Raw genomic sequence first — 26,259 nt, forward strand, 5'->3', positions numbered from 1 at the left:
ATGACCGGCGACGATACGTCCGACGCAGCCGCAGACCGGCCGGTGCGCGTCTTCCTCAGCTATTCGCGCAAGGACCGGACGCGGGCGATAAAGGTCGTCAACGCACTTGAGGCCAATGGCCTGTCTGTGTGGTGGGACGGCATGCTGGAAGTCGGCCAGGCCTTTGCCCATTCGACCGAAACCGCCCTGGAGACCGCCGATGCGGTGGTTGTGCTGTGGAGCCAGACCGCGATCCAGTCGCACTGGGTGCGTGATGAGGCGACGCGCGGACGCGATCGCGGCTGCATGGTCCCGGTCTCGCTTGACGGCGCGCAACCGCCGCTGGGGTTCCGCCAGATCCAGTACATCAAGCTCGACAAGTGGCGCGGCAAGGCCAATGCGCGCGAATTCGTCGATCTGGTCCATGCCATCCACACCACAGCCGGATCGCCCAACAGCCAGCTCAATTTCAGCGCGGCGGCGGCACCAGCTTCGCGTGGGCTGTCGCGGCGGGGCGTACTGGCGCTGGGCGCCAGCGGTGCGGCGCTGCTGGGCGGGCTTGCCGTATGGAAAGGCGGCTGGCTGACCGGGCAAGACATACTCAACAGCGTTGCGGTACTGCCGTTCCGCAATCTCAGCGGCGATCCGGCGCAGGTCTATTTTTCCGACGGTCTGTCGGAAGAACTGCGCACGATGCTGAGCCTCAATCGCGGATTGGAAGTTGCCGCAGAAACCTCGTCCAGTCAGCTCAGCGAGCAAGGCAAGACCCCGGGCGAAATCGCCGATGCACTCAAGGTCGCCTATGTCCTCGACGGCAGCGTGCGCCGCGCGGGCGATCTGCTGCGGATCACCGCCCGCCTGATCGACGGCAAGACCGGCTTCGAAAAGTGGGCGCAGAGTTTCGACCGCAAGGCCGACGACGTGCTGGCTGTGCAAAGCGAGATCGCCACCTATGTCGCCGATGCGCTGGCCGCGCAGGTCACCACAACCACCGCCGGCAGCGGACGCACCGGCAATGCCAAGGCCTTCGACGCCTATCTGCGCGGGCGCGCGCTGATCAAGCAGGCGGCCAGCGAGCAGACCGACCGTGCCGGACTGGCCGCGTTCGAACAGGCCGTGGCGCTCGATCCGAAATTTGCGCTGGCCCATGCTTCGCGCGCGACGGCTCTGGCGGTCATCGCTTCGTCCTATGCCGCTGGCGGAGAGAGCGCAGCGCTGGTCCGGAAGGCGTTGGAAGCGGCGCGCATGGCAGTCAGGCTCGCGCCCGACATGGCCGAAGGGCAGTTCGCGCTTGGCTATGTCCTGGCCGTGGTCAAACTGGATCTGCGCGGTGCCCAGCTGCCGTACAGCCGGGCGGTTGAACTGGGCTTCGGCAATGCCGACATCCTGACTGCCTATGGTGACTTCGCAACCAACATTGGCCGCTTTGACGATGCCCGCAAGACGATCGACCGGGCGTTGCGGCTCGATCCGGTCAATCCTTCGGTCCAGCGCAGCGCTGCGCTTCTGGCATTCTTCTCACGCGACTACGCGGCAGCGCAAACGGCCTTCAGTGCTGCCCTCGCGCTCAATACCAAGGTCGGGGTGATCCACGGATTTCTTGGTCACACTCTGCTGATCACCGGCAAGACGGCAGAGGCGCTCGACCATTACGGGCAGGAGCCGCTGGCCCTACTGCGCCTGACCGGCCAGGCCATCGCCGAAATGAAGCTTTACGGCGAAGAGGCGGGCGAAGCGCGGCTCGCCGAGCTGATCAAAGAATTCGGCACCAACAGCGCTTATCAGCAGGTGCAGATCTTCGCCCAATGGGGCCGCCGCGATGCCGCACTGGCAGCGCTCGACCAAGCGATGACCCTGATCGACAGCGGCTTGGCGCAGTTGCGCAACGATCCGCTGCTTGACCCGATCCGGCCTTCACCGCGCATGGCCGCAGCCTTGCAGAAACTGGGATTTAGCTGAAAACAAAGGCAAACCCGGATTCGACAAGCGTCCCCCTTTGAGGCACACTTTTAGCCGCCCGCTGCATTGGCGCACGGGCGACCATCGAAGGGGGATCCATGAAAAAGACTGCTCTCGTAGCCGCTCTCGCCATCGCCTCGCTCGGCCTTGCCGGGTGCGAAAAGAAGGCTGAAGAAGCCGCCGAAACCGCAACCGAAGCCGCTGCTGATGCCAGTGACGCCGCCGCCACAGCCAGTGATGCCGCCGCGACGGCCAGCGACGCTGCAGTCGAAGCTGCCGATGCCGCGACCGACGGCCAGGGCAGCGGTGTGACGCGTCCGCCTGCTCCGTAAAAGCAATCGGGGCGTTCGCTGGTGGCGAGCGCCCCGATCACTACATGCAATAACACGAACAAGGATTGTGCGCCCGGGTCGCGGGGAGGACTGAGGCGATGTACCGCAAGGTGCTAGTGATCACAGCGCTGGGCTGTGCCGGGTTGGCAATGCCGGCCACCGCGCAGGATGCCGCTGCCCCGCAATCACTACCGACCACTGCACCGCCGGTTGAGCAGGTAGCGCAGGACGCCGCCGCGCCGGAAACCGCACAGACGAGCCCGCCGCCTGCGCCTGCAGACCAGACGACAGCGTCTGCTCCTGCGCCCGCGCCAGCACCAGCGCGCCAGATCGACGAACGCCCCTTCAATTACAGCGGCTATCATTACCGCGTCGATCTCTCGCCCGTCTATGCCCCCGCGCTCGACCGCCTGACCGAACAGGTCCTGGACGAAGAACGTCCGGCCTATGATGCGTTCATGGCTGGGCTCAACGTGCCGCAGACCAACGCCTTGCTGCGCCTGACCGAGATGATGGACGAATTTGGCGAGCGCGGGGCCTTTGCGAGCTATCTGATTGGCCTGCCCGAAGGTCAGCGCAAGCGGATGATCGATTTCATCGAAGCGCTTGCCCCGACAAACCGCAAGGCCCTCGTCTCGCAGTTCCGCGGCAATCCCAAGGCGAACTGGGCAGCCATCCCCGATCTGCTGGACAAGGCGACCACGATCGAGGCGCAGCTGGTCGTGTTCGGCTATGCCCCGTGCCGATACGTCTCGACGCCCGGTCACGGCCCCTTGATGTACCAATGCACGATACCCGATGGCACGGCGGCGTTCTATGCGAGGTGGCTGATTACCGACGGGAATCGGCCGCTGCGCCGCCTCGTCGCGCCACGCGGCGTTTTCGCGCCCAAGGCGCTGGCGCCGTGGCAGGCGCAGATCTTCAAGTTCGGCAAGGACGCACCGAAGTATACGCCGGGGCAGGAAGCGATAGAATTCAAGACCTTCGGCCGCAACCTGACCGATTACGAGCGCGAACATATCTGCGGCGGATCGCTGATTAAACCCGGCTGGGTACTGACCGCGGCGCATTGCATCGTGCCGCCGCAGGACAGCACGCGGATCGAAGACTTTCTGACCCAGCGCAAGGTCCGCTTGGGCACGATGGATATCGGCGGCGGCGGCGGCTCCGCCTGGACGATCGACGGGATCGTGATCCACGGCCGCGCCAATCCGCGCATTCCGCAAAACGGCAACGATCTGGCCCTGCTCCACGTCGTTGCGCCGAAGACCGTTCCGGGCAAGGTCAACGCCAGCCAGCTGGTCAATCCCGCGCCGATCCGCGTTGCCCCGGCCGATGCGCCGAATCCGCCGCGGGAGGAAACCGTCTATGTCAGCGGCTGGGGGGTGACCGGCATTTCCGCGCAGACCCGGCAGCTGCGCGATGAGCACGGCGCGGCACAGGTCGCGCCGCGCTATCTGCAGACCGCCAGGCTGCAATACCTCGATCCCGATCGCTGCAATCGCGACCCGCGCTTCCAGGGCAAGAAGTACCGGATCAGGCCCGGCCAGCTGTGCGCCGGCAGCCCCGGCACCGAAACCTCGTGCTGGGGTGACAGCGGCGGGCCGCTGGTCGCCAAGGACAAGAAGGGCTTTGTCCTGCTCGGCGTGGTCTCATTCGGGATCGGCTGCGGCGGTATCCGCGCGCCCAGCGCCTTTGCCGATGTCCGCGCCTACAACGACTGGATCGAGCAGGCGCCCAGGCACTTCCAGCGCGGCAAGGTGGTGTCCTGGGCCCCGCCTGCCGCCAATTGAGCCCTCACCCGATCTTAACCCGCCGGTGCTAGGCGCACGGTGAACCGACCACTGCGCCAAGGGGCCTTCGAATGTCGACCACCGCCGCATTTCCGGCTGCCGCGCGCCAGGCTTTTGGCGGGGCCTACCCGAACGATCCGGTCAGGCTGAACCACGGCCTGGTCGGCCACCGCCTGCTAACGCTCGACGCGCTGGCCGACCTGGCCCAGGCGCTGCCGTCCGACAGCATCGAATACAATCCCGGCAACCTGCCGATCGGGATCGCTCCCGAAGCGGTGCCGACACCCCAGCTGGGCGTGATCGACACCATCCGGCGGATCGGCGATGCCGGATCGTGGGTGGCGCTCAAGCGGATCGAGCAGGTCAGCGAATATGCCGAGCTGCTGCGCGACACGCTGGGCGAGCTGCAGGACATCGTGGTCCCGCGCACCGGGCCGATGCTCCAGCTCGAAGGCTTCGTCTTCATCACCTCGCCCGGCGGGGTGACGCCGTTCCACTTCGATCCCGAACACAACATCCTGCTGCAGATCCGCGGCAGCAAGGTGATGACGATGTTCCCGGTCGAGGATGAAGAGCTGCTCAGCGCACAGGCGCACGAGGCCTTTCACCTGGGCCAGCATCACCGCAACCTTCCGTGGCGCGATGCCTTTGCGGCCAAGGGCACGACCTGGGAACTCACCGCCGGCGAAGCGCTGCACGTGCCGGTCAAGCGCCCGCACTGGGTCCAGAACGGGCCCGAAGCGTCGATCTCGCTGTCGGTCACCTGGCGTTCCGAATGGTCCTATGCCGAGGCCGATGCGCGCGCGTTCAATGCGGTGCTGCGCAAGGCCGGACTGACCCCGAAAAGCCCGGGGCTCTACCCCGACCAGAACCGTGCCAAGGCGCTGGCCTATCGCGCGATCCGGCGCGTACGGGGCTAGGCGGGCGGCATCACCCGGGTCAGGAATTCGATCACCGCGGCGTTGAATTCGTCGTTCTTGTCGCCCGCGACCATGTGCCCGGCCCCGCGGATATCGGCAATTTCCAGCGCAGGAATGCGGCGGCGCAGGTCTGCCACGCCGTCATCGTCGACAATGTCGCTTTTCATGCCCCGGACCAGCAGGGTCGGTACCCGGTCGGTCCAGTCGGCCCGGTCCATCAGTTCGAGCAGGTGCTTCGGATCGCCGCGCTCATCGGTCATCATCCGCTGGTCCCAGTGCCAGCGCCAGCGCCCGTCGGGATGATGTCGCAGGTTCTTGTTGAGGCCCGACAGATCCTTGGGCCGGGGGCGTTCGGGGTAATAGGCCGAAATCGCGTCAGCCGCCTCTTCGATGCTGGTGAAGCCGTCGGGGTTGGCCATCATGAAGCCGCGGATCTTGGCCACGCCCTTGGCCGACATCTTGGGGACGATATCAACCAGCACGATCGCCGCGGGTTCCAGCCCGAGCGATGCCGCGACCAGCGCGGTGATCCCGCCCAGCGATGCACCGACCAGCGCGAAAGGGCGCGATCCCTGCGCCGCGACCGCCATCAAATCGCGCGCGCGGGTCTGGATGCCATAGTCGCCATCGGGCGACCAGTCGCTGTCACCGTGACCGCGCAGGTCATAGTTGATCGCGTAATAGCCAGCCGCGGCCAGCTGTTCCTCGCACTTGTCCCACGAATGGCGGGTCTGCCCGCCGCCGTGGCCCAGCACCACCGTCGGCGCGCCATGCCGCCCAGCGACATCGGCGGCAATGGTCAGGCCCTCTCCCACGGGCACGCGGATGGTTTCGCGGTGCATTGCGCCGACGATTGCCCGCCCGCCGCGCCCCGTCAACCGGATTTTAATCGCACGATTAAAGATCGATCAATTCGAAGTCCTGCTTTTCGCTACCGCAATCGGGACAATACCAGTCGTCGGGGATATCCTCGAACCGCGTACCCGGCGCAATCCCGTCCTCGGGCAGCCCAAGCGCCTCGTCATAGATCAGCCCGCAGTTGCGGCAGCGCCACTTGCGCATGTCAGTTCACCGTGAAGCGGATCGGGACGTGCTTGGGCCCGCAGACGAAGTTCGAGATCGTCCGCTCGCCCGCCCCGTTCATCTCGACCGACTTGAGCCGCTTGAACAGCTCTTCCCACAGGATCCGCATTTCCATCCGCGCCAGGTGCTGGCCAAGGCAGACGTGGACGCCATAGCCGAAGGCGATCTGCGGGTTGGCGTCGCGGTCGATGCGGAACGCGAATGGATCGGCCCAGACCGCTTCGTCGCGGTTGGCCGACTGGTACGACAGCATCAGCCAGTCGCCCGCGCGGATCTGCTGTCCGCCGACTTCGCAATCGGCAACGGCGCTGCGCATGAAGTGCTTGACCGGTACTTCCCAGCGGATCGATTCTTCGACGAAGGCATTGATCGCGCCAGGATCGTCCTGCATCTGGCGCAGCAGATGCGGCTGCTGGGCCAGCGCCCACATCGCCCCTGCGGTGGTGTTGCTGGTGGTATCGTGGCCGGCGGTGGCGGCGATGATGTAATAGCCCATCAGCTGGCGGTGGTTCAGGTAGTCGCCACCGATCCGGGCATTGGCGATCAGGCTGTTGACCTGCTCGGTCGGATTGGCGCGGAACCTCTCGGTCACCGCCTTGAAATAGCTTTCAAGCTCCATCGTGGTTTCCCACAGGCTCTTGAGCATATCCTCGGGGCTCAGCTCGGCGCGGGCGCGGTTGAGTTCGGGATCGGCGTTGTTGAACAGTTCCTGCGTCAGCTTGAGCATGAACGCCTCGTCCTCCTGCGGCACACCCAGGACGGTCATGATCACTCGCAGCGGATAGAGGAACGCCACATCCTGCGCGAAATCGACCTGGCCGTCGAAGCTCAGCATGTGATCGACGAACTCGCGCGCGATGCCGCGGATCGCCTCTTCCAGCGGGCGGATCGCGCGCGGCGTGACGTGGGGAAAGACGATACTGCGCAGGGCCTTGTGCTCTGCCCCGTCGAGCGAGACGAGGCTGCGGATCATGTTGGGGTCGCCGCCGGTCAGCGCCTTGACCCGCTCGTTGCCTTCGATGTTGGTCAGGAAGGTCGATTTGTCGCCGTTGTGGAACAGGTCGGGCTGACGCTCGATCTCCTTGATGTCGGCGTGGCGGCTGACCACCCAGAACGGCTCGAATCCGTCAAGTTCGGCCTTGTCGAGCGGCTGGTTGGCCCGGATCGCCCTAAACGCGTTGTCGACCGGATCGCGCAGCGAATAGGCCTTGGGATCGATGATGGTTTCCGCGAGCTCGCGTGCGATGGTCATGCCCTTCTCCTCTCAATTCGCCGGATTCGGGAGGGAGGCTACCGGCAAGGCGGGACAGCGTATTTGCGTCCGATCAATTATTGACATCAATGTCAATATTCCGTGGGGATTGCGCTTGCCCGTGGCGCGCGGCAGTCTGCCGGGCATGTATCGCCCACTTGCCGCGCCCGTCGCTGCGATCGCCCTCGCCGCGCTGTCCGCTTTCGCGGCAAGTCCGGCCCATGCCGAAACCGTCTATGTCCGCGCCGGGCACCTGGTCGATCCCGAGGCGGGGCGCGTGCTAGACGATCGGCTGCTGCGAATCGAGGACGGACGGGTCGCCTCGGTCACCGCCTGGGCGCCGCTGCCAGACGGGGCCAAGGTGATCGACTGGTCGAGCCTGTGGGTCCTGCCCGGGCTGATCGACATGCACGTCCACCTGGCCGACGCCGGACAAAGCGCCGAAGTGCTCGAACCGCTGCTCCATTCGGTGGGCGAGATCGCCTATATCGGCGCGCGCAACGCCCGCACTACACTCAATGCCGGGTTCACCAGCGTCCACGACGTCGGCTCGTTCCGCGGCTATGCCAACATCGATCTGCGCAATGCGGTAAATCGCGGCGACGTGCCGGGGCCGCGGATCAGCGCGGTCGGCGGCTATATCACGATCCCCGGCGGCGGCGGCGAAGTGACCGGGATGGCGCCCGACGTGGCGGTGCCTGACGACATGCGGGTGGGCGTGGTCCTGGATGCCGAAGACACTCGGCGAAAGGTCAATGCGCTGTTCCAGCACGGGGCGGATTCGATCAAGCTGATCGCCACCGGGGCGGTGCTGGCCGAGGGTACCGAGCCGGGCCAGCAGGAACTGAGTGAAGACGAAATGCGCGCCGCGGTCGATGTGGCCAAGGCGCGCGGATCATGGGTCACCGCGCATGCCCACGGCGCGGAGGGAATCAAGGCGGCACTGCGCGCCGGGGTGCGCGGGATCGAGCACGCCAGCCTGATCGACGACGAGGGCATCGCGCTGGCCAAAGCCAAAGGCGCCTTCCTCGACATGGACATCTACGACGGCGACTACATCGATGAAGTCGGCAAGCGCGACGGGTGGAGCGCGGCGATCCTGCGCAAGAACCTGGAAACCACCGAGGCCCAGCGCCAGGGCTTTGCCAAGGCGGTCAAGGCCGGGGTCAAGCTGGCCTTCGGCACTGACGCCGGGGTCTATCCCCACGGCCTCAATGCCCGCCAGTTCAAATACATGGTCCGTTACGGCATGACCCCGATGCAGGCAATCCAGTCGGCCACGACAGTGGCCGCGGCGATGCTGGGGTGGAGCAAGGACGTCGGCGCGCTATCGCCCGGACACTATGCCGACATGGTCGCGGTGGGGCGCGATCCGCTGGCCGATGTCAGCGTGCTGGAAAGTGTGGCGCACGTGATGAAGGGCGGCGCGGTTGTGCGCTAGGCGCTCAAAAACGCGACCAGCGCCTTGACCTTTTTCTGCCGCCATTGCGGCAGCGGCGCGACCATCCAGTAGGCAAAACGGCAGTCCTCGCGCGGCGCGGTGCCGTCTTCGACCAGCAGCGCCGGGATCCGGGCGCGGCCCAGACCGGCGCGGGCCGCGGCCAGCGCCTGTCCGGCATCGCCGACATTCAGCGGCGCGGCCTCGTTGCTGCCGCCGGGCAAGGCATCGCCGGGCCAGGCAATCCACGGCCCATCCCCCACGGTGACCCGTGCCGCTTCGCCCAGCTGGACCCCTTCAAGGTCGCCCGGCCCTTCGGCCCAGCGCACGGCCAGATCGAGATTTGCCTCGGTGAAATCGACATCCGCGTCGGGCACCAGGCTGATCCGTACGTCGGGATTGGCGGCGCGGAACGCGGCAAGCCGCGGTGCGAGCCACGCCGCAAAGACATCGCGCGGACAGGCAATGGTATAGACCAGGCTCGATTGCCCGGCCTGCATCGCCTGGACCGCGTCCTCGAAATGCAGGAAACCAATGCGCAGCGCTTCAAGCCCCGCACCGGCCTCGTCGGTCAGTTCCAGCCCTTTGGGGGTGCGGCGGAACAGGACCACGCCCAGCATGTCTTCCAGCGCGCGGATCTGCTGCCCGACCGCCGCCGGGGTGACCGCCAGCTCATCCGCGGCGCGGGTGAACGACAGGTGCCGCGCCGCTGCGTCGAACACGCGCAGGGCGTTGAGGGGCAGATGGGTCCGCTTCATCGGGCGGGCCCTAGCCCGCCGTGGCCGGCGCTGCCAGCGGGAAGAACGGGATCGCCGCTTCGAACTGCGAACCATCGTGGCGGCGGAAAGTGTAATGCCCCTCCATGCTGCCATGCGGGGTGGTCAGCGGGCAGCCTGAGACATAGTCATGGCTTTGCCCGGGCTGGAGCAGCGGCTGCTCGCCGACCACGCCGTCGCCTTCGACCATGTTGACCATGCCGCGCCCGTCGGTGATCCGCCAATGCCGGGTAAGCAGTTGGACCGCCTGGTCGGATTCGTTCTCGATCCGGATGTGATAGACCCAGAACCAGGTGCCGGCTTCGATGCGCGACTGTTCGGGCAGGAAGTTGACCGCCACCCGGACGATCAGGCCATCGGTCATGGCAGCGTGCTGGAACAATTCCTTCATGCCGCCAAGTTAGCGACGGCAGCCGCATCAGACAATGGCGCAGCGCAAACCTATTTCTGCGGATAGCCGCAAGGCACCCTCTTTTGCGCGCAGGACAGTGCTGATAGCCCATGCGCTCATGCCCCATGTCATACCCGTAACCGAACTGTTCCTGCTGGCGCTGATCATCATCTTTGCCGTGCCCTGGCTGTTCTGGCGGCTGCTGCGCACCGACTATTACGCCCCCCTGGTGGTGGTGCAGATCGTCGGCGGGATCCTGCTGGGTCCGGGCGTGCTCGGCGCGATCTTCCCGGCCTATTACGAAACGGTCTTTGCCCCGCCGGTGATCGGGGCGCTGAACGGGATTGCCTGGTGGGCGGTGATGCTGTTTGTTTTCGTTGCCGGGCTAGAGCTCGATCTTGGCGAGGCCTGGAAATGGCGACGCGAGACCGGGCTGACCGCAGGACTTGCGCTTGGCGTGCCGCTGCTGTTCGGGGCCGGCGCGGCGCTGATTCTGCTGGCACTGGGCAATCCCGCCCACTGGATCGGCGCCAAGGGCCAACACTGGCAATTCGTGCTGGGCGTCGGCATGGCCTGCGCGGTTACCGCGCTGCCGATCCTGGTCCTTGTTCTGCAGAAGCTGGATGTACTGCGCACGGCGCTGGGGCAACGGATCCTGCGCTATGCCAGCCTGGACGACATCATGATCTGGGGCGTGCTGGCGCTGATCCTGGTCGACTGGGAGCGGGTGACCCGCCAGGCCGGGTTCCTGATCGGCTTTGCCATTGCTGTCGTGCTGGTGCGCAAGCTGATTGCCGCCATTCCCGACCGCGACCGCTGGTACATCGCGCTGATCTGGCTGGCGGGCTGCGGCTACCTCGCCGACTGGTCGGGGCTGCACTACATGGTCGGCGCGTTCCTGGCCGGGGCGGCGCTTGACGCCAGGTGGTTCGGGATCGACGCGATCGACCGCTTCCGCGATACCGTGCTGCTGGCCTTCATGCCGGTGTTCTTCCTGTCAACAGGGCTGCGCACGACCTGGGAAATGGGCGGCTACGCCGCGATCGGCGCAGCTGGCCTTCTGCTGTTCGCGATGGTCACCGGCAAGCTGGCCGGGGTCGGCCTGGCGGGGCGCCTGCTCAATTGGGGCAAGGGCGAAAGCTGGATCATCGGCTGGCTGCTGCAGACCAAGGCCCTGATCATGATCATCTTCGTCAACGTCCTGTTCGACAAGGGGATCATCACCAGCGGGGCCTTTACCGCCTTGTTGCTCGCAGCAGTTGGATCGACGATGCTGACGATCCCGGTGGTCTCCCCCGCGCTGCGCCGGATCACTGGGCTGACCGAGAAGGCCGGCTGAGCCGCAGTCAGTCCGGCACGGCCAGCACGTTACGCGGCGGGCAGCGCAGCACAAAGGTATATCCGTCGCGCGGATAGGCCACTTCGATCGTGGCGCGCAGCTTGCCCCGCGGTACTTCCTCGATGATCCGCGAGCCGAAGCCCTTGTTTTCCGGCTCTGAGACCAGCGGTCCGCCGCTTTCGCGCCAATGCAGGGCAAATTCGGCCGCATCGCCGCTGCCGGTGATGGCCCAGCTGATCGTGACCCGGCCCTCGGGCACCGACAGCGCGCCGTACTTTTCGGCATTCGTCGCCAGTTCGTGCAGTGCCATGCTGACCGCTTCGGCAGCCGACGGCACGACCACGACGTCGTCGCCCTCGATCACCACCTGGTCGTTGCCGCGTTCCAGGAAGCGCAGCTGCGCCGCGATCAGTTCGCGCAGCGGCACGTCCGACCAGTTGCGGTGGACCAGCACATCCTGGTTGGCGGCAAGTCCGGCAATCCGCTGCTCAAGCCGCGGAATGAAATCGTCCGAATCGGCCGCAGAGCGCCGCGCCAGCGACTGGATCACCGTCAGCAGGTTCTTGGAACGATGGTTGACCTCCATCAGCAACAGTTCGATCCGCCGTTCGGCATCGCGCTGCTCGGTGACGTCGGTCGCCGTGCCGAACCAGCACACCGTCTTTCCATCTGCATCGCGCGCAGGCACGGCGCGGCACAGGAACCAGCGATAGGTCCCGTCAAACCGCCGCAGCGGGAAGGTGTCTTCCCAGTCGGTCGTGGCATCGAGGGCGTGGCGCACCTCCTCGGTCACCCGTTCGAGATGGTCGGGGTGCACCAGTTCCTTCCACCCCCAGCCCTGCACATCCTCGATTGTTGCTCCGGTGAAATCGAACCAGCGCCGGTTGTACCAATAGACCCAGCCATGCGGATCGGTGATCCAGGCCAGCTGGGCGATATTGTCGGCCATCATGCTGAAACGCTGTTCCAACTCGCTCAGCGCCTGCTTGGTACGAATTTCACCGGTAAGGTCGCGGGCAAGCTTGCTGGCGCCGATGATCCGGCCCTGATTGTCGCGGACTGGTGAGACCAGCACGGCGACATGAACTTCCGATCCGTCCTTGCGCAGCCGCACCGTTTCCATGCGGGTTGCGCTTTCCCCCTGCTTGATCCGGTCGAGTATCAGATCCTCTTCCTGCTGGCGGTCGGCGGGAATGATGCGGCGAATCGACTGGCCGATCATCTCTTCCGCGGTCCAGCCGAAGATTGCCTCGGCCGCGGGGTTCCATGACAGGACCCGGCTTTCCAGGTCTTTCGAGACGATCGCGGCGTCGGATGAATTGACGATCGCTTCGAACAGCTGGGCAGGATCGATGGAGGTACTCATGATGCGTGACCGAAGATGGCGGTGCCCGCAGCCAAACGCAAGGCTATAGCCCAGCCGCGCGCAATGCCTGGTCCAGATCCTCGATCAGGTCCTGCGGATCTTCCAGCCCGACATTGATCCGCAGCATCCCCTCGCTCACCCCCATTTCGGCGCGCGCCTCGGCGCTGACCGAATAGTGCGTGGTCGAGGCGTTGTGGCACAGCAGCGAGCGCGAATCCCCGATGTTGTTGGAAATATCGATCAGGTTCAGGGCGTTGAGCAGCAGGAACGCCTGCTTGCGATCCTCCACCTCGAAGCTGAAGATCGATCCGCAGGCGTCCATCTGCTGCTTGGCCAGGTTGTGCTGGGGATGGCTGGGAAGCCCGGGATGAAGGATGCGCGGCACTCGCCCTTCCAGAAAACGCCCGACCGCCAGGGCATTCTCGCTCTGCCGCTTGACCCGCAGGTCGAGCGTCTCGAGCCCCTTGAGCACTACCCAGGCGTTGAAGGGTGAGAGGTTGGGCCCGGTGTTGCGCTGGAATGGCAGCAGCACGTTGTTGATGAATTCGGCCGATCCGACAACCGCGCCGGCCAGCACCCGGCCCTGCCCGTCCATCAGCTTGGTCGCCGAATAGGCCACCACGTCGGCGCCATGGTCAAGCGGGCGCTGCAGCGCCGCCGTGCAGAACGCGTTGTCGACCACGGTGGTGATCCCGTGCTGCCTGGCCAGGCCGCAGACAAAAGCCAGGTCTACGATGTCCATCGTCGGGTTGGCCGGCGTTTCAAAGAAGAACACCTTGGTATTGGGGCGGATCGCATCCTGCCACTGCTGGTTGTCGCGGGCGTCGATGGTTGTCGTCTCGATCCCGAAGCGCGGCAGCAGGCTGTCAACCAGCCAGCGGCACGATCCGAAAGCGGCGCGCGCCGCGACGACATGGTCCCCGACGCTAAGCTGGCAAAGCAGCGCCGCGGTCATCGCCGCCATGCCGGTGGCCTGGGTGCGGCACGCCTCGGCTCCGTCCATCAACGCGATACGCTCTTCCAGCATCGCCACCGTCGGGTTCTGCAGGCGCGAATAGGTCATGCCCTCGGCCTCGCCAGCAAAGCGCGCAGCGACGGTTTCGGCATCGTCGAACGAATAGCCCGAAGTGAGAAACAGCGCCTCGCTGGTTTCGCCCTGCTCGCTGCGCCAGGTGCCGGCGCGCACGGCCTGGGTGGCGGGACGCCAGGTGCGGGTGATCGAGCGGTCTCTTCCGGTGGAACGTTTCATAGCCCGCGCCTTACGCAGCCGCGCGGCGCGGAGCAAGCATGCTCACCGCGCAAAGGCCCGAGCCAGCGCCGCGTCGGCTACGTCGCTACGCCCGGCTAGATCGAGCACGATTGCGCCTTCGATCATGACCAGGATGGTCTGCGCCGCGCCCGCCGGGTCGGGATCGCCGACCGGCAGATGCGCCGCGATCCAGTCGAGCAATTGCCCGATGATCGTATCTCCGACCGACCGATAGGCGGCCTCTCCCGCAGCAGCTGCAGCCAGAATCTGCATCCACACCCGCATTGCGGGGCGCATCTGCGCCGACCGCGAGAGCGCGGCGAGCTGGTCAAGGCAGGCCTGGCGGGTGGCGGCGCGCGCGGTGATCTGCGCGTCCAGCGTTTCCCCGTACAGCTTGCCAAGCGCTGTCAGGATCTCGGCAATCAAGGCCTGCTTGCTGCCGAAATGATAGATCAGCATGCGGTCGCTGGTGCCTGCCGCGCGGGCCAGCGGACGTAGACTGGCATCGGCCACGCCGTGCTGCAGCACATGTCCGACCATCGCCTGAACCATCGTCTCTTTCGCCTGTACCATGGTCACGCACTCTCTTGTAGCGTGTGCTACATATTTGGACTATGTAGCACACGCTACAAGTGATTCGTTCGACGCAGGAGAGCTTAGCATGACCACGTTCGAAATGCTGTTTACCGCCGGGCTCGTTGTCGCCGTCGGCTTCATCGGCCTCGTCGCCGCCCGGCGCACCGGCAACGGCGACTGGCGCATCGCCGGGCTGATCGGAGCGGCCTTTGCCGGCTATTCGATGATCCCGATCCTGCGCGAAGGTCCGACCGGCTTCTACCCCATCCATGTCGTCAATTTCTGGGGCGTCCAGGTGTGGTTCGACCTGGCCTTGTCGCTGAGCTGCGCGGTGTTTCTTGCTGCTCCGCGGGCCCGCTGCGCTGGCATGGCGCTGGCGCCGTGGCTGCTGCTGGTTCTGCTGGGCGGCAGCATCGGCCTCCTCGCGTTGCTGACCCGGCTGTTCTGGCTGGAAAGGAATGCGCCGACCCAAGCCTGACCGCACCGCAACCCCGTTGCCTTGACGCACGCCGCCCGATAACGGGGCGGCGATGGGCGCGCGCTTTACCTCAGACAAGGATCCCTGGGACTGGTGCGCCGTGCTGGCCGTGGCCTTCCTCGCGCTGGCGTGGTGGCGGCTGCAGATCCCCTCGAAGATCTATTTCGACGAGGTTCACTACGTCAATGCGGCGCGCAAGATGCTGCAGGGGCTGCGCGTCAATGCCGAGCATCCGATGCTGGGCAAGACAATCATCGCCGCCGCGATCCGCCTGCTTGGCGATACCCCCCTGCACTGGCGCATCCCCTCGGTCATTTGCGGCGGCGTGGGGCTCTATGCCTTTTCGCGGCTGGTCTGGTTCATCAGCGGCAATGCCCGCACTACGGTGATGGCGCTGTTCCTGGTGGCGACCGATTTTGCATGGTTCATCCAGAGCCGGATCGCGATGCTCGACATGATCATGGCCGCGTTCGGGATGATCGCGCTGTGGCAATTCGCCGCCGCGGTGCGTCTGCCCCAGCAGGGGCGCTGGCGGCTGGGCTTGAGCGGGCTGTTCACCGGGCTGGCGATGGGGGCGAAGTGGTCGTTCGCCCCGGCACTGGTGCTGCCGGGGCTGGTCTTCCTGGTGCTGCGCCTGCGCCACGGGCCGCGCCTGCTGACCGCCACCAGGGGTGCGCCGGTGCCAGGGATAAGCCTGGTGGAGGCCGGGCTGTGGCTCGGCCTGCTGCCCGCCGCGGTCTATTGGCTGACCTTCTGGCCGGCGTTCCACTGGACCCCCAATCCGGTCAATCCGTGGGATCCGATCGGCTGGCACAGGGAAATGCTGCGGCTGCAGGACAGCGTGGTCAAGCTCCATCCCTATCGCAGCAAGTGGTACCAGTGGGTGATCGACTGGCGCGCGGTGTGGTATCTCTACCAGCCGATCGACGGGGCGCAGCGCGGGATCGTGCTGATCGGCAATCCTTTCACCATGCTGGCGGGCCTGCCTGCGCTGCTCTGGGCGCTGTGGGCGGGCATCTGGCGGCATCGGCGCGATGCGCTGACCTTTGCCGTGCTCTATCTGGTCACGCTGCTGTTCTGGGCGCTGTCGGGCAAGCCGATCCAGTTCTATTACCATTATCTGCTGCCCGGCACCTTCCTGATGGCCTGCCTGGCCCTGGCGCTGGACGATCTGTGGCAGCGGCGCGACCGCTGGCGTTGGCTCGCCCCGGCGGCGCTTGCGCTCAGCGCGGGAATGTTCGCGTGGTTCTTTCCGATCATCTCGGCCTGGCCGCTGTGCTGTGGGCGCCCCAGTTTCCAGTTCTGGATGTGGCTGCATAGCTGGCGTTAATCGATCGGTTAAAGCATAAGGCGGCGAACAGGGAGATTCGCCTTTATGACCAGTTTTGCCCAGCCGCTCGATTTCGTCCGCGGCCCTGCCATGGCCAACCGCTTCATGCTGGCCCCGCTGACCAACCTGCAGAGCCATCCCGACGGCACCCTGTCGGACGACGAAATCCGCTGGCTGAGCAAGCGCGCGGAAGGCGGTTTCGCCACGGTGATGACCGCCGCGGCCAGCGTCCAGTTCAAGGGTCTGGGCTTTCCCGGCCAGCTGGGCATCTATTCGGACGATCATCTACCCGGCCTGACGCGGCTGGCCGACCAGCTTCGTGCGGGCGGCGCGGTCAGTTCGGTCCAGCTCCATCACGCCGGGATGCGCTCCCCTGCCGAGATGATCGGCGAAGCCCCGCAAAGCGCCTTCGACGACGCCGACACCGGGGCCCGCGCCTTGACCACGGACGAAGTCGAGGTGCTGCGCGACGATTTCATCAAGGCTGCGGTGCGCGCCGAGAAGGCCGGGTTCGACGGGGTCGAGATCCACGGTGCCCACGGTTACATCCTCGCACAGTTCCTCGACGGCACGCACAACCTGCGCGATGACCGCTATGGCAGCAACTTCGAAAACCGTTGCCGCCTCATCCTGGAAATCATCGACGGGGTCCGCGCCGTAACCAGGGCCGACTTCCAGGTCGGTCTGCGCCTGTCGCCCGAGCGCTTCGATATCAAGCTCGACGAAGCCAAGGCATTTGCCCAGCAAGTCATGACCGAAGGCAAGATCGACTATCTCGACATGTCACTGTGGGACTGCTTCAAGGAACCAGAAGAGGAAGCGCACAAGGGCCGCCCGCTGATTGAGCATTTCACCGCGCTGGAACGCGGCACGACCCGCCTTGGCGTGGCCGGCAAGATCAAGTCGGCGGCCAAGGTCCAGGCCTGCCTCGATGCCGGTGCCGACTTCGTCCTGCCCGGCCGCGCCGCGATCCTGCATCACGATTTCGCCGCGCGCTGCCTGGCCGATCCCGCGTTCGAATGCATCGCCACCCCGGTCAGCCGCGCCCATCTCAAGGCAGAAGGCCTGGGCGAGGGCTTTATCAGCTACATGGCGACCTGGGCAGGCTTCGTCGAAGCGCCGGTCGAGGCCTAGACCGCCGCCAGGCCCTGTTCGACGCTGCCCAGCCGCAGGTACTGGGCCTGCATCGGCGCGGTCAGCACTTCGACCATCCGGTCGTTCTCGATCCAGAACTCGATGACGTCGAACTGGCCGCCGCGGTTGCAGACCCGCGCCGTCCAGCCCTCGCGCGCGCCGATCGCCAGCACCTGAGCCTCGTCAAGCGGCGTAGCCATGGCGAAGTGCGTGGCGCTGGGGGCGCCCTCGCCGGCCACGCCCACCGCTTCATCGACGCCGTCGACCAGCTGCAGCCCCATGCCGCGCGGATAGACCTCAACCCCGCTGTTCCGCGCGTCCCCGGCCAGGGCCATGAAGCTGGCGCCATTGCCGACCGGCGGGAACGGCACGACGATGTTGCTGCCGAACAGTTCCGCGATCACACCCGCGACCCGGCGCGGTTCGCGGCAATCGATCGAGAGGTGAAAGATCATGGTTCGAGTCTCCGTTTGCTGGGCTCTCAATGAACTTTGGCACAAAATGTGTCAACAAGAATTTGACACATTTTGTGCCGCGCTCTAGCAAGTGCCGCGATGGTCACTGAAAAAACTCCGGTCGACAGCCGCATCCGCGATGCCTTGCTGGCGATCACCGCCAAGGGTCTGCCGCTGACCCATGACCGCGTTGCGCATGAGGCACAAACCTCGCGCCGCACGGTCTACCGCCGCTATCCCGATCAGGACGCGCTGCGCCGCGAAGTCTGGACGCTGCTGTCCCCGGTCGGGGTGATGCGCGGCGATCTGGACTGGCTGCTGGGCGGCGGATTGGCCGAAACCTTCGCCACCTTCGACGGCAATGCCGCGACCATGACTGCGGCAATGGCCAGTGCCGAAGGCCGCGCGATCCGCAACCAGCAGAGCGCCGAGCGGGTCGCTTATTTCCGCACCCTCTACGCCGATTCGCTGGGCGACCTGGCCGAGCCGCAACGGACCCAGGCCCTGGCCGTGCTGCAACTGCTCTCAAGCGGCCTCGCCTGGCGCGAAATGCGCGACCAGTGGGGGCTGGAGGCAAACGGTATGGCCGCCGCATCGGGCTGGGCAATCGAGGCCTTGCTCAAGGCGCTGGCCGACGGTTCAACGCCGGCGGCGGTCTAGCCTAGTACTTGCCCCAGACGAATTTGCTCGACAGCGCGAAGTTCCACACCGAACCCAGCACGATCCCGACCAGCGCGGCCGGATAGTCGTGGAAGCCCAGGCGGACCAGCGCGGTGGCGACGCCGATGTTGGTCAGCAGACCGAAGGCGCAGGTCAGGGCAAAGCGCGCCCAGCCGGTCAGCAGCGGACCGAACCCGCGCAGCCGCTTGTCGGAATAGGTCAGTTCGTTGTTGAGCACGAAATTGAAGGTCATCGCCACCATTGCCGCGGCAGTCTGGCCAACAATGAACGCCACCTCCTTGGGATAGTGGTTCACCAGGAAGCGCGCCCCGAACAGGTTGAGCACCAGCGCCAGCACTGCCATGTGGACGACCACACCCATCGCGCCGATCGTTCCGAACAGGGCGAAGCGGGTCGGGATCCAGCGGCCAAGCCACTTGTCGTAGAGCCCGACGAGGAACTCGAAGATCACCGTGCGGTCGAGCTTGCTCTCGCCCTCGGCGCGGGCGGCGAAGTTCAAGGGAAACTCCTTGACCCGCAGCGGCGCGTCGACCGTGGCGAGAATGTCGAGCAGGATCTTGAAGCCCACGCCCGACAGCCGGTGGGCATCGGCGCGCAGGATCATGGTCGGCAGCATGAAGAAACCGCTCATCGGGTCGGTCAGTTCGACCCCGGTGACCTTGTTGGCGATCCGGTTGGCCAGATTGCTGGCCTTGACCCGGTCGGGCCGGCCCCAGGCCTCGGTGCTGGCGCCTTCGGCGAAACGACTGGCATAGGACAGATCGTAGTCCCCGCTTTCGATCGCGGCGAGCATCTGCGGCAGCAGGGCGGGATCGTGCTGGTGATCGGCGTCCATGACGGCGACCACCGGCGCAGCGGTGGCGCACATCCCCTCGATCGCGGCCGAGGACAGCCCGCGCCGCCCGATCCGCTGGATCACCCGCACGCGGGCGTCTTCCTGGGCCAGCGCGCGCGCTTCATCGGCGGTGCCGTCGGGGCTGTTGTCATCGACCACGATGACTTCCCAGCCGATCCCGCCCAGCGCCGCGTCGAGCCGTTCGACCATGGTGCGCAGGTTGCCGCGCTCGTTGTAGGTGGGCAGGACAACGCCAAGGCGCAGGGTCATGTCAGTCGCTCCAGCACGGCATCGCCGATCGCGGCAGTGCCCATGGTTCCGCCCAGATCGCCGCCGCGTACGCCGTCGGCAAGCGCCTTGGCCACCGCTGCCTCAATCCGGGAGGCTTCCGCGTCAAGGTGTAAAGAATGGCGCAGCAGCATGGCGGCGGAGAGGATCGTGGCCAGCGGATTGGCCTTGCCCTGACCGGCGATGTCGGGGGCCGAACCGTGGATCGGCTCGTACAGCCCCAGCGTGCCTTGGCTGAGGCTTGCGGAAGCGAGCAAACCGATCGAACCGACGCACATAGAGGCTTGATCCGAAAGAATATCGCCGAACAGGTTGCCGGTGACGACGACATCGAACTGGCCGGGATTGCGGACCAGCTGCATCGCCGCGTTGTCGACGTACATGTGGCTCAGTTCGACCTCGGGGTATTCGCGCGCCACCTCGATCACCACGTCGCGCCACAGCTGGCTGGTTTCCAGGACATTGGCCTTGTCGACCGAGCACAGCCGGCGCGCCCGGCCCATTGCCGCCTTAAAGCCGACATGGGCGATGCGGCGCACTTCGTCCTCGGCATAGGCCATCATGTCCCAGCCCTGGCGGCGGCCATCGGGCAGTGTGCGCATGCCTTTCTCGCCGAAATAGACATCGCCGTTGAGTTCGCGCACGATCAGCAGGTCGATCGCGCTGGCAACTTCGGGCCGGAGCGCAGATGCGTCCTCCAATCCCTTGAAAAGTTTGGCTGGACGCAGGTTGGCAAACAGCCCCATCTCCTTGCGCAGGCCCAGGATCGCTTGTTCGGGGCGCAGGTGCCGCTCCAGATTATCGCAATCGGGATCGCCGACGGCACCGAACAGGATCGCATCGCAGGTACGCACCAGCTCCAGCGTCTCGGCAGGCAGCGGGTGGCCGTGGCGCTTGTAGGCCGCGCCGCCGACATCGCCTTCGAACAGGACCATGCCGGGCAAGCGCAGCGCCTCAAGCACGCGCACCGCCTCGCGGGTCACTTCGGGGCCGATGCCGTCGCCGGCCAGAACCGCAATCTTCATCTCTGCTCTATCCCATCCGGCCCAGCCGCTCGCGCAGCAGGGCGCGCGCGCCCATAACATCTGCGCGGCGATCGGCAAGCAGATAGCGCGCGATCTGCTGGCCCAGCCGGTCGAACAGGGTCAACATCGCCGCCCAGTCGCCGTCCAGTTCGGGCGGCGACAGCCCGCCATAGCCTAGTTCGCGCAGCAGCAGCGTTTCGTACGCGATCAACCCCGGCATCCACCCCCGCGCCGAGGGCGCATGGCACACCGCATCGAGCAGCCCTGACAGGGCCGCAAACAGCGAGGGATAGGCCTGACGTTCGGGCAGCGCCGCTGCGGTCAGTGCGGTGACCCAGTTGATCGCGGCGGCGGCCAGGGGCTCGGTCAGCCACGGCCCGCGGCTTTCGAGCAGTTCGATCCGCCCGAATGGCAGCTGCGCATCCGAGCGTGAGCGGACCTCGGCCTCGACCAGATTGCCCGGCACCAACACGGGGCGTAGCACCCGGCCGCGCCCGCCCGCGACATAGGCCGCGACCATGCCGTGCCGCGCGGTCAGCAGGCGGACGATTACCGCGGTTTCGCCGTGGTGGCGGGTCGCGCAGACAATGGCGGGTTCGCGCAGGTCCATCGCTGCGCTGTGGCGACTTGCCGCGCGGCGTGCAACCGCCGCGTCGGCGCTCAGCCCTTGGTCTTGGCCTTGAGCGCGGCCTCGAGCGCGGCGACGCGGGCCTTCAGCGCCTCGCTGTCCTCGCGGGCCTTGGCGGCCATGTCCTTGACCGCGTCGAATTCGTCGCGGCTGACGAAATCGAGCCCGCCCATCGCTTCCTTCATCCGCTCACGCGCGGAATCGCGCGCTTCGCGGCCCATTCCGGCCACGGTTCCGGCGGCGCTGTTGAGCAGCTTGGCGATGTCGGCGAACAGGGGGTTTTCACTCTGCATGGGCGCTAAATGGTCGCTGCGCGTGCTTATTGCAAGTCGATGCTGACCGCCGGGCCGCTCGCCCCGTCGGCCTCGGGATTGGCCTGCAGGAACTGCCAGTTGAGCACGGTCGCGAACAGCACCCAGGCGAGGTACGGCAGCAGCAGCGCTGCGGCGCGCGGGCGGACCTTGCGGAACAGCGCAACCGTGACCAGCACGGCCACGTCGATCGCCAGCAGCAGGTACAGCGCCCCGCTGATCCGATGCAGCCCGAAGAACAGCGGCGACCAGGCCAGGTTGAGCAGCAACTGGACGACGAAGGCGGCAATCGCGATGCCGCGTCCCGCTGCGCCGCGCGCGGCAACAACCATGGCCAGGGCAAAGCCCATCAGCACATAGAGGATCGACCAGACGATCCCGAAGGTCGCCGGCGGCGGGAACAGCGAAGGCTTGGTCAGCGCGGAAAACCACGGATTGTCCGGGCCGCTGCTGGCCGCCATGCCCGACAGGAAGCCCAACATCAGGATACCCGGCACCAGGACCAGCGCCCAGCGCAGGAAAGCAGCGCGCAATTGCGCGGGCGAAGCAAGCTCGGTCATCGGCAGATCCTCGATTCGCGGATGCGATTCTCCCGGATATTGGCGAGGCGCGGCGCAGCGCGCAACCGCGCTATGCCCGCCGCGCAGCGATCAGGAATTCGACGTTGCCTTCCGGCCCCTTGATCGGGCTTTCGACGATACCCTGGACCTGCCAGCCCAGCCCCTCGATCCAGGCCCGCACCTCGTCGCAGACGCGCTGGTGCAGCGCGGGATCGCGGACCACCCCGCCCTTGCCCACTTCGCTGCGGCCAACCTCGAACTGGGGTTTGATCAGGGCGACCAGCTGGCACGGCGTTGCCGCCAGTTTCAGCGGCACTTCCAGTACCTTGGCCAGGGAAATGAAACTGGCGTCGCAAACCACCCAGCTGCACGGCGCGTCGATCTGCTGCGCGGTCAGGATCCGCGCGCTGGTCTGTTCCAGCACAGTTACGCGCGGGTCCTGGCGCAGCTTCCAGGCGAGCTGGTTGGTCCCCGAATCGACCGCAAACACCCGCGCCGCGCCCTTGCTCAACAAGACGTCGGTGAAGCCGCCGGTCGAGCTGCCGATATCCATCGCGGTTGCCCCCGCCGGATCGAGATCGAATGCGTCCAGCGCGTGGGCCAGCTTGATCCCGCCGCGCGAAACCCACGGATGGTCGCGCCCGCGCACCTCCATCGGGGCGTCGGCAGCGACCTGCTGGCCAGGCTTGGCAATCTTGGTTTCGCCCGAAAACACCGTGCCCGCCAGCACCAGCGCCTGGGCGCGGGTCCGGCTTTCGGCCAGGCCGCGTTCGGTCAGCAGCTGATCGACGCGCATTTTGGGCGGCTTGCTCATCGGCCCGGCTCCTTCCATAGAAGCCGGGTGAAGGCAATTCGTTCAAATCCGCGCGTCCTGTTTACCGTCATCGCCGTGACCGCCGCACTGGCCGGCTGCGTTGCGCCCAAGGCGCCGCCGCCGGCCCCGCCGCCGCCCGCGCCGAAGCCGGCCCCGCCGCGCCCCTTGCCCAAACCGCCGGCCGACTGGCGCGATGCGGCGCAGACCCCGGGAACCTGGCAGTGGAACCTCAGCGCGGGCCGCTCAACCGCCAGCTTTGCCGTGGCCGGCGGCCCGGCGATCGCCAGCCTGACTTGCGACAAGACGGCGGGCATGGTGCTTCTCGCGCGGCAAGGCGAAGGTCTCGGCGCCGTACCGATGCAGGTCACCACGTCCAGCGGTTCGCGCCCGGTGCTCAGTGATCCGGCGCGCAGCCCGGCAGGATGGGTCGTTGCCGCCCTGCCCACGCGCGATCCGCTGCTTGACGCCATGGCCTTTTCGCGCGGGCGCTTTGCGCTGGAAACCGCGGGCGCGGCAACGCTCTACCTGCCGAGCTGGCCCGAGCTGAGCCGGGTGATCGAAGACTGCCGCTGAGAGGGTTCGCCGCAGCGCTGTGGATAACGAAATTGCAGCGGCGCGAAGTGACGGATTCTGACGCCAAAAAAAATAACTGCAAGACTTGTTGTGCAGCGCGGAATGATTCACATCTAGGCACAAGGACGGCGCGGAAATCCAGACCGTCCCAGCAGGTCCGCAAGGACTTGCGAACTTGGCTTCAACAGCGCGAAAGGAGGTGACCGATGTCTCATGGTTCAGCAGAGGGGTCGGTAATCCGCAACATGGAGCATTATCGCTGCGGTTGAACCCGGCGATAGAGGCTTCGTGGGCGGCACTTTCCGGCCGCTGACCATGCGAAGGGCTGCTTCCGGATTGACCGGGGCAGCCCTTCTCATTTGTGCCGTTTGAAAATTGCGCCGCGCCGGGCTATCCCGGTCGGCAATTCCACGTCTTGTCGATAATTACGTCAGACTTGCATCGAGCGCAATTTTCATTCAAGGCGTCCCGCGCCTACTTCATCCCAGCAAGGACTTTCGACCCATGGCGACGCTCGCCGATCCGGCTACCCAGTTCACCCGCATGCCCCACCCTGCCCCGACAGCGGCAGAGGTACGCGCGGCGGTGCTGGCCGATCCGGGCTTCGGCAAAGCGTTTTCGGACCATATGGTGACGATCGACTGGGAAGAGGGCAAAGGCTGGCATAACCCCGCGATTGGCCCGCGCGGCCCACTCAGCCTCGATCCCGCGGCGGCGGTGCTGCACTATGCCCAGGAAATCTTCGAAGGACTCAAGGCCTATCGCCTCGGCGATGGCTCGATGGCGCTGTTCCGGCCGCAGGCCAATGCCGCGCGCTTCAATGCCTCGGCCGAGCGGCTGGCCATGCCCGCCCTGCCCGAAGCCATGTTCGTCGATGCGATCAAGGAACTGGTCCGCGCCGATGCCGACTGGTTTCCGACAGTCGAGGGCGGATCGCTCTACCTGCGCCCGTTCATGATCGCGACCGAGGCTTTCCTCGGGGTGCGCCCGGCCAAGAGCTACAAGTTCATCGTCATCGCCAGCCCGGCGGGCAATTACTTCAAGTCGGGCGCCCCGGCGGTGTCGATCTGGGTTTCGGACTATACCCGCGCCGCCCCCGGCGGCACCGGCGCAGCCAAGTGCGGCGGCAACTATGCCGCCAGCCTGGTGCCGACCGCCGAAGCCTTCGAGCGCGGCCACGACCAGGTGCTGTTCCTCGACGCCGCCGAGCACAAGTGGATCGAGGAGCTGGGGGGGATGAACCTGTTCTTCGCCTTTGACGACGGCCGGCTGATCACCCCGCCGCTGAACGGCACGATTCTGCCCGGGATCACCCGCGACAGCCTGCTCGCGCTGGCCCGCGAGGAAGGCCTGGCGGTGAGCGAGGAACCCTACAGCCTCGATGCCTGGCGCGATGACGCCGCCAGCGGCAAGCTGGTCGAAGCCTTTGCTTGCGGCACTGCGGCGGTGGTCACCCCGGTTGGCAAGGTGGCAGACCGCAACGGCGAATTCATCATTGGCTCGGGCGGTCCCGGCCAGCTGACCGGCAAGCTCAAGGCACGGCTGGTGGCGATCCAGCGCGGCGAGGCACCCGATCCGCACGGCTGGGTGGTAAGGCTCTAGGCGACCAGCAGCTTCGCCGCTGCGGGGGCTTCGTCCAGCAGGTCGATCAGCGCGCGTTCGTGGCGCGACAGCCAGCGGGTCTTGCGCGGCAGCTCAAGATTCGCGCGAAACGCCTCCTGCCGCTCGGTCAGGGCGATAACTGCAGGGTGGATATAGGACCGGCGTGCCACCGCCGGAGTGTTGCCAAGCCGCGCGCTGACATGCTCCAGCAGCGCCTTGATCGGCACCTTGCCCTCCGCTTCGGCCAGAATCTCCAGTCCCAGCGCAGAGGCATGCCAGGTGCGGAAGTTCTTGGCAGTAATGTCAGCGCCCGCGGTTTCACGCAGATATTCGTTCACATCGGCCGAACCGACGGGGCTGGGCACACCGTCATCGTCCAGGTACTGGAACAGGTGCTGGCCGGGAAGGTCCTGCATCTTGCGCACGAAGCGGGCCAGGCCCTTGTCGGTAACGGTCATCTGGCAGTCCTTGCCGCTCTTGGCGCGGAAGCGAAGAGTCAGGACATTGCCGCTGGCCCGGGCATGGCGCATCCGCAGCGTGGTCGCGCCGAAGCTCTTGTTCGCCTGCGCGTAGGCCTCGTTGCCGATGCGGATCCCGCCGGTGTCGAGCAGGCGGACGATTGAGGCGATCGCCCGTTCGCGGGTCAGCTGCGGCGCGGCAAGATCGGCCTCGACCCGCTGGCGGATTAGCGGCAGCAGGCGCCCGAAAGCGGCGCAGCCGTCGAATTTCTCGCCCTCCTTGTGATTGCGAAAATCAGGGTGATAACGATACTGCTTGCGCCCCTTGTCGTCGTAGCCGATCGCCAGGATATGGCCGTTGTCGGCCGGACAGAACCAGGCATCGCGGTAGGCCGGCGGCAAGGCAATGCGGTTCAGCCGTTCGATCTCGTCGCGCCGGGTGATACGCTGGCCATGCGGATCGAAATAGGCCCAGCCGCGTCCAGCCTTGCGGCGAGTGATCCCCGGCAGGCTGTCATCGACAAAAATCAGCCGGGTCGTGCCGGCGCGGATCGATCGGGGTTTGCTCATGCCCAGATCAACACCGGTGGCCGCGCGGCGTTCCCGCCGCTCTTGCGCATCGCCCCCGCCGTCG

At 66.2% G+C, this 26,259-nt stretch carries 28 protein-coding genes; 12 read left to right on the forward strand and 16 right to left on the reverse strand.

Translation table 11 applies throughout. The features are described 5' to 3' along the window. The 4 genes from ACFFF7_RS00815 (at position 1) to ACFFF7_RS00830 (ending at position 4,983) form a co-directional block, all read left to right on the forward strand. The gene (locus ACFFF7_RS00815) at positions 1 to 1,938 is read left to right on the forward strand and encodes a TIR domain-containing protein (protein ID WP_379479467.1); all 1,938 of its coding nucleotides are present in this window, start codon (positions 1 to 3) and stop codon (positions 1,936 to 1,938) included. 98 nt (positions 1,939 to 2,036) lie between these two features. Continuing rightward, the gene (locus ACFFF7_RS00820) at positions 2,037 to 2,270 is read left to right on the forward strand and encodes a hypothetical protein (RefSeq protein ID WP_379479468.1); all 234 of its coding nucleotides are present in this window, start codon (positions 2,037 to 2,039) and stop codon (positions 2,268 to 2,270) included. Between the two features lie 98 nt (positions 2,271 to 2,368). Further along, positions 2,369 to 4,063, forward strand: coding sequence for a serine protease (locus ACFFF7_RS00825; RefSeq protein ID WP_379479469.1), 1,695 nt, complete (start codon positions 2,369 to 2,371; stop codon positions 4,061 to 4,063). A 71-nt stretch (positions 4,064 to 4,134) separates the two neighbouring features. Continuing rightward, a complete protein-coding gene (locus ACFFF7_RS00830) occupies positions 4,135 to 4,983 on the forward strand; it encodes a cupin-like domain-containing protein (RefSeq protein WP_379479470.1) in 849 nt (282 codons plus the stop codon). Here the strand turns inward: ACFFF7_RS00830 and ACFFF7_RS00835 are convergent. From ACFFF7_RS00835 to ACFFF7_RS00845, 3 genes are read right to left on the reverse strand one after another with little or no spacing between them, the layout of a single operon-like run. Further along, on the reverse strand, positions 4,980 to 5,825 hold the full coding sequence (locus ACFFF7_RS00835) for an alpha/beta fold hydrolase (RefSeq protein WP_379479471.1): 846 nt from the start codon (positions 5,823 to 5,825) through the stop codon (positions 4,980 to 4,982). The two genes, ACFFF7_RS00830 and ACFFF7_RS00835, sit on opposite strands and share 4 nt — an antisense overlap. 55 nt (positions 5,826 to 5,880) lie before the next feature. After that, positions 5,881 to 6,045: a rubredoxin gene (locus ACFFF7_RS00840; protein ID WP_379479472.1), complete on the reverse strand. Its 165-nt coding sequence runs from the start codon at positions 6,043 to 6,045 to the stop codon at positions 5,881 to 5,883. Between the two features lies 1 nt (position 6,046). Continuing rightward, a complete protein-coding gene (locus ACFFF7_RS00845; RefSeq protein WP_379479473.1) occupies positions 6,047 to 7,318 on the reverse strand; it encodes a cytochrome P450 in 1,272 nt (423 codons plus the stop codon). 145 nt (positions 7,319 to 7,463) lie between these two features. On the opposite strand from ACFFF7_RS00845, the gene ACFFF7_RS00850 reads away from it, so the two are divergent. Further along, the gene (locus tag ACFFF7_RS00850; protein WP_379479474.1) at positions 7,464 to 8,759 is read left to right on the forward strand and encodes a Xaa-Pro dipeptidase; all 1,296 of its coding nucleotides are present in this window, start codon (positions 7,464 to 7,466) and stop codon (positions 8,757 to 8,759) included. Here ACFFF7_RS00850 and ACFFF7_RS00855 read toward each other — a convergent pair. Both ACFFF7_RS00855 and apaG read right to left on the reverse strand, forming a co-directional pair. Next, on the reverse strand, positions 8,756 to 9,514 hold the full coding sequence (locus tag ACFFF7_RS00855; RefSeq protein ID WP_379479475.1) for a LysR family transcriptional regulator: 759 nt from the start codon (positions 9,512 to 9,514) through the stop codon (positions 8,756 to 8,758). The two genes, ACFFF7_RS00850 and ACFFF7_RS00855, sit on opposite strands and share 4 nt — an antisense overlap. 10 nt (positions 9,515 to 9,524) lie before the next feature. Continuing rightward, positions 9,525 to 9,923, reverse strand: coding sequence for a Co2+/Mg2+ efflux facilitator ApaG/CorD (gene apaG / locus ACFFF7_RS00860; RefSeq protein ID WP_379479476.1), 399 nt, complete (start codon positions 9,921 to 9,923; stop codon positions 9,525 to 9,527). A 118-nt stretch (positions 9,924 to 10,041) separates the two neighbouring features. Here apaG and ACFFF7_RS00865 point away from each other — a divergent pair, with 118 nt between their 5' ends. Further along, positions 10,042 to 11,262 (forward strand): cation:proton antiporter, encoded by a 1,221-nt coding sequence (locus ACFFF7_RS00865; RefSeq protein WP_379479477.1) that lies wholly within the window; start codon positions 10,042 to 10,044, stop codon positions 11,260 to 11,262. Between the two features lie 7 nt (positions 11,263 to 11,269). On the opposite strand, the gene ACFFF7_RS00870 is transcribed toward ACFFF7_RS00865, so the two are convergent. From ACFFF7_RS00870 to ACFFF7_RS00880, 3 genes are read right to left on the reverse strand one after another with little or no spacing between them, the layout of a single operon-like run. Continuing rightward, the gene (locus tag ACFFF7_RS00870) at positions 11,270 to 12,628 is read right to left on the reverse strand and encodes a PAS domain-containing HWE histidine kinase family protein (protein ID WP_379479478.1); all 1,359 of its coding nucleotides are present in this window, start codon (positions 12,626 to 12,628) and stop codon (positions 11,270 to 11,272) included. 43 nt (positions 12,629 to 12,671) lie between these two features. Then, positions 12,672 to 13,877, reverse strand: a complete 1,206-nt coding sequence (locus ACFFF7_RS00875; RefSeq protein WP_379479479.1) for a trans-sulfuration enzyme family protein — start codon at positions 13,875 to 13,877, stop codon at positions 12,672 to 12,674. A 42-nt stretch (positions 13,878 to 13,919) separates the two neighbouring features. Continuing rightward, on the reverse strand, positions 13,920 to 14,450 hold the full coding sequence (locus tag ACFFF7_RS00880; protein WP_379480441.1) for a TetR/AcrR family transcriptional regulator: 531 nt from the start codon (positions 14,448 to 14,450) through the stop codon (positions 13,920 to 13,922). 88 nt (positions 14,451 to 14,538) lie between these two features. On the opposite strand from ACFFF7_RS00880, the gene ACFFF7_RS00885 reads away from it, so the two are divergent. The 3 genes from ACFFF7_RS00885 to ACFFF7_RS00895 are packed head-to-tail and all read left to right on the forward strand — an operon-like array spanning position 14,539 to position 17,395. Next, on the forward strand, positions 14,539 to 14,931 hold the full coding sequence (locus ACFFF7_RS00885) for a hypothetical protein (protein WP_379479480.1): 393 nt from the start codon (positions 14,539 to 14,541) through the stop codon (positions 14,929 to 14,931). Between the two features lie 52 nt (positions 14,932 to 14,983). Next, entirely contained in the window at positions 14,984 to 16,261 is a 1,278-nt protein-coding gene (locus ACFFF7_RS00890) for a phospholipid carrier-dependent glycosyltransferase (RefSeq protein ID WP_379479481.1), read from the forward strand. A 45-nt stretch (positions 16,262 to 16,306) separates the two neighbouring features. Then, entirely contained in the window at positions 16,307 to 17,395 is a 1,089-nt protein-coding gene (locus tag ACFFF7_RS00895; RefSeq protein WP_379479482.1) for an NADH:flavin oxidoreductase, read from the forward strand. On the opposite strand, the gene ACFFF7_RS00900 is transcribed toward ACFFF7_RS00895, so the two are convergent. Beyond that, positions 17,392 to 17,850 carry a hypothetical protein gene (locus ACFFF7_RS00900; protein WP_379479483.1) on the reverse strand — a complete coding sequence of 153 codons (459 nt, stop codon included), beginning with the start codon at positions 17,848 to 17,850 and terminating at the stop codon, positions 17,392 to 17,394. The genes ACFFF7_RS00895 and ACFFF7_RS00900 overlap by 4 nt on opposite strands. Before the next feature lie 99 nt (positions 17,851 to 17,949). Between ACFFF7_RS00900 and ACFFF7_RS00905 the strand changes: the two genes are divergently transcribed. Beyond that, entirely contained in the window at positions 17,950 to 18,510 is a 561-nt protein-coding gene (locus ACFFF7_RS00905; protein WP_379479484.1) for a hypothetical protein, read from the forward strand. A gap of 1 nt (position 18,511) precedes the next feature. On the opposite strand, the gene ACFFF7_RS00910 is transcribed toward ACFFF7_RS00905, so the two are convergent. The 6 genes from ACFFF7_RS00910 to ACFFF7_RS00935 form a co-directional block, all read right to left on the reverse strand. Further along, entirely contained in the window at positions 18,512 to 19,636 is a 1,125-nt protein-coding gene (locus ACFFF7_RS00910; RefSeq protein WP_379479485.1) for a glycosyltransferase, read from the reverse strand. Next, positions 19,633 to 20,679 carry a 3-isopropylmalate dehydrogenase gene (gene leuB / locus ACFFF7_RS00915; RefSeq protein ID WP_379479486.1) on the reverse strand — a complete coding sequence of 349 codons (1,047 nt, stop codon included), beginning with the start codon at positions 20,677 to 20,679 and terminating at the stop codon, positions 19,633 to 19,635. The genes ACFFF7_RS00910 and leuB overlap by 4 nt, the downstream gene beginning before the upstream one ends. Before the next feature lie 7 nt (positions 20,680 to 20,686). Further along, positions 20,687 to 21,289 carry a DNA repair protein RecO gene (recO, locus tag ACFFF7_RS00920; protein WP_379479487.1) on the reverse strand — a complete coding sequence of 201 codons (603 nt, stop codon included), beginning with the start codon at positions 21,287 to 21,289 and terminating at the stop codon, positions 20,687 to 20,689. Positions 21,290 to 21,339: 50 nt separating this feature from the next. After that, positions 21,340 to 21,600 (reverse strand): accessory factor UbiK family protein, encoded by a 261-nt coding sequence (locus ACFFF7_RS00925; RefSeq protein WP_379479488.1) that lies wholly within the window; start codon positions 21,598 to 21,600, stop codon positions 21,340 to 21,342. A gap of 26 nt (positions 21,601 to 21,626) precedes the next feature. Further along, on the reverse strand, positions 21,627 to 22,178 hold the full coding sequence (locus tag ACFFF7_RS00930; protein WP_379479489.1) for a TspO/MBR family protein: 552 nt from the start codon (positions 22,176 to 22,178) through the stop codon (positions 21,627 to 21,629). A gap of 70 nt (positions 22,179 to 22,248) precedes the next feature. After that, positions 22,249 to 22,992, reverse strand: a complete 744-nt coding sequence (locus ACFFF7_RS00935; protein ID WP_379479490.1) for a TlyA family RNA methyltransferase — start codon at positions 22,990 to 22,992, stop codon at positions 22,249 to 22,251. A 27-nt stretch (positions 22,993 to 23,019) separates the two neighbouring features. On the opposite strand from ACFFF7_RS00935, the gene ACFFF7_RS00940 reads away from it, so the two are divergent. Both ACFFF7_RS00940 and ACFFF7_RS00945 read left to right on the forward strand, forming a co-directional pair. Continuing rightward, the gene (locus tag ACFFF7_RS00940; RefSeq protein ID WP_379479491.1) at positions 23,020 to 23,565 is read left to right on the forward strand and encodes a hypothetical protein; all 546 of its coding nucleotides are present in this window, start codon (positions 23,020 to 23,022) and stop codon (positions 23,563 to 23,565) included. 504 nt (positions 23,566 to 24,069) lie between these two features. Continuing rightward, positions 24,070 to 25,167 carry a branched-chain amino acid aminotransferase gene (locus tag ACFFF7_RS00945; RefSeq protein WP_379479492.1) on the forward strand — a complete coding sequence of 366 codons (1,098 nt, stop codon included), beginning with the start codon at positions 24,070 to 24,072 and terminating at the stop codon, positions 25,165 to 25,167. Here the strand turns inward: ACFFF7_RS00945 and ACFFF7_RS00950 are convergent. Beyond that, positions 25,164 to 26,195 carry a DNA topoisomerase IB gene (locus tag ACFFF7_RS00950; RefSeq protein ID WP_379479493.1) on the reverse strand — a complete coding sequence of 344 codons (1,032 nt, stop codon included), beginning with the start codon at positions 26,193 to 26,195 and terminating at the stop codon, positions 25,164 to 25,166. The two genes, ACFFF7_RS00945 and ACFFF7_RS00950, sit on opposite strands and share 4 nt — an antisense overlap. Positions 26,196 to 26,259 lie beyond the last annotated feature (64 nt).

This window comes from Novosphingobium aquiterrae, assembly GCF_042434435.1.
Classification (GTDB): Bacteria; Pseudomonadota; Alphaproteobacteria; order Sphingomonadales; family Sphingomonadaceae; genus Novosphingobium; species Novosphingobium aquiterrae.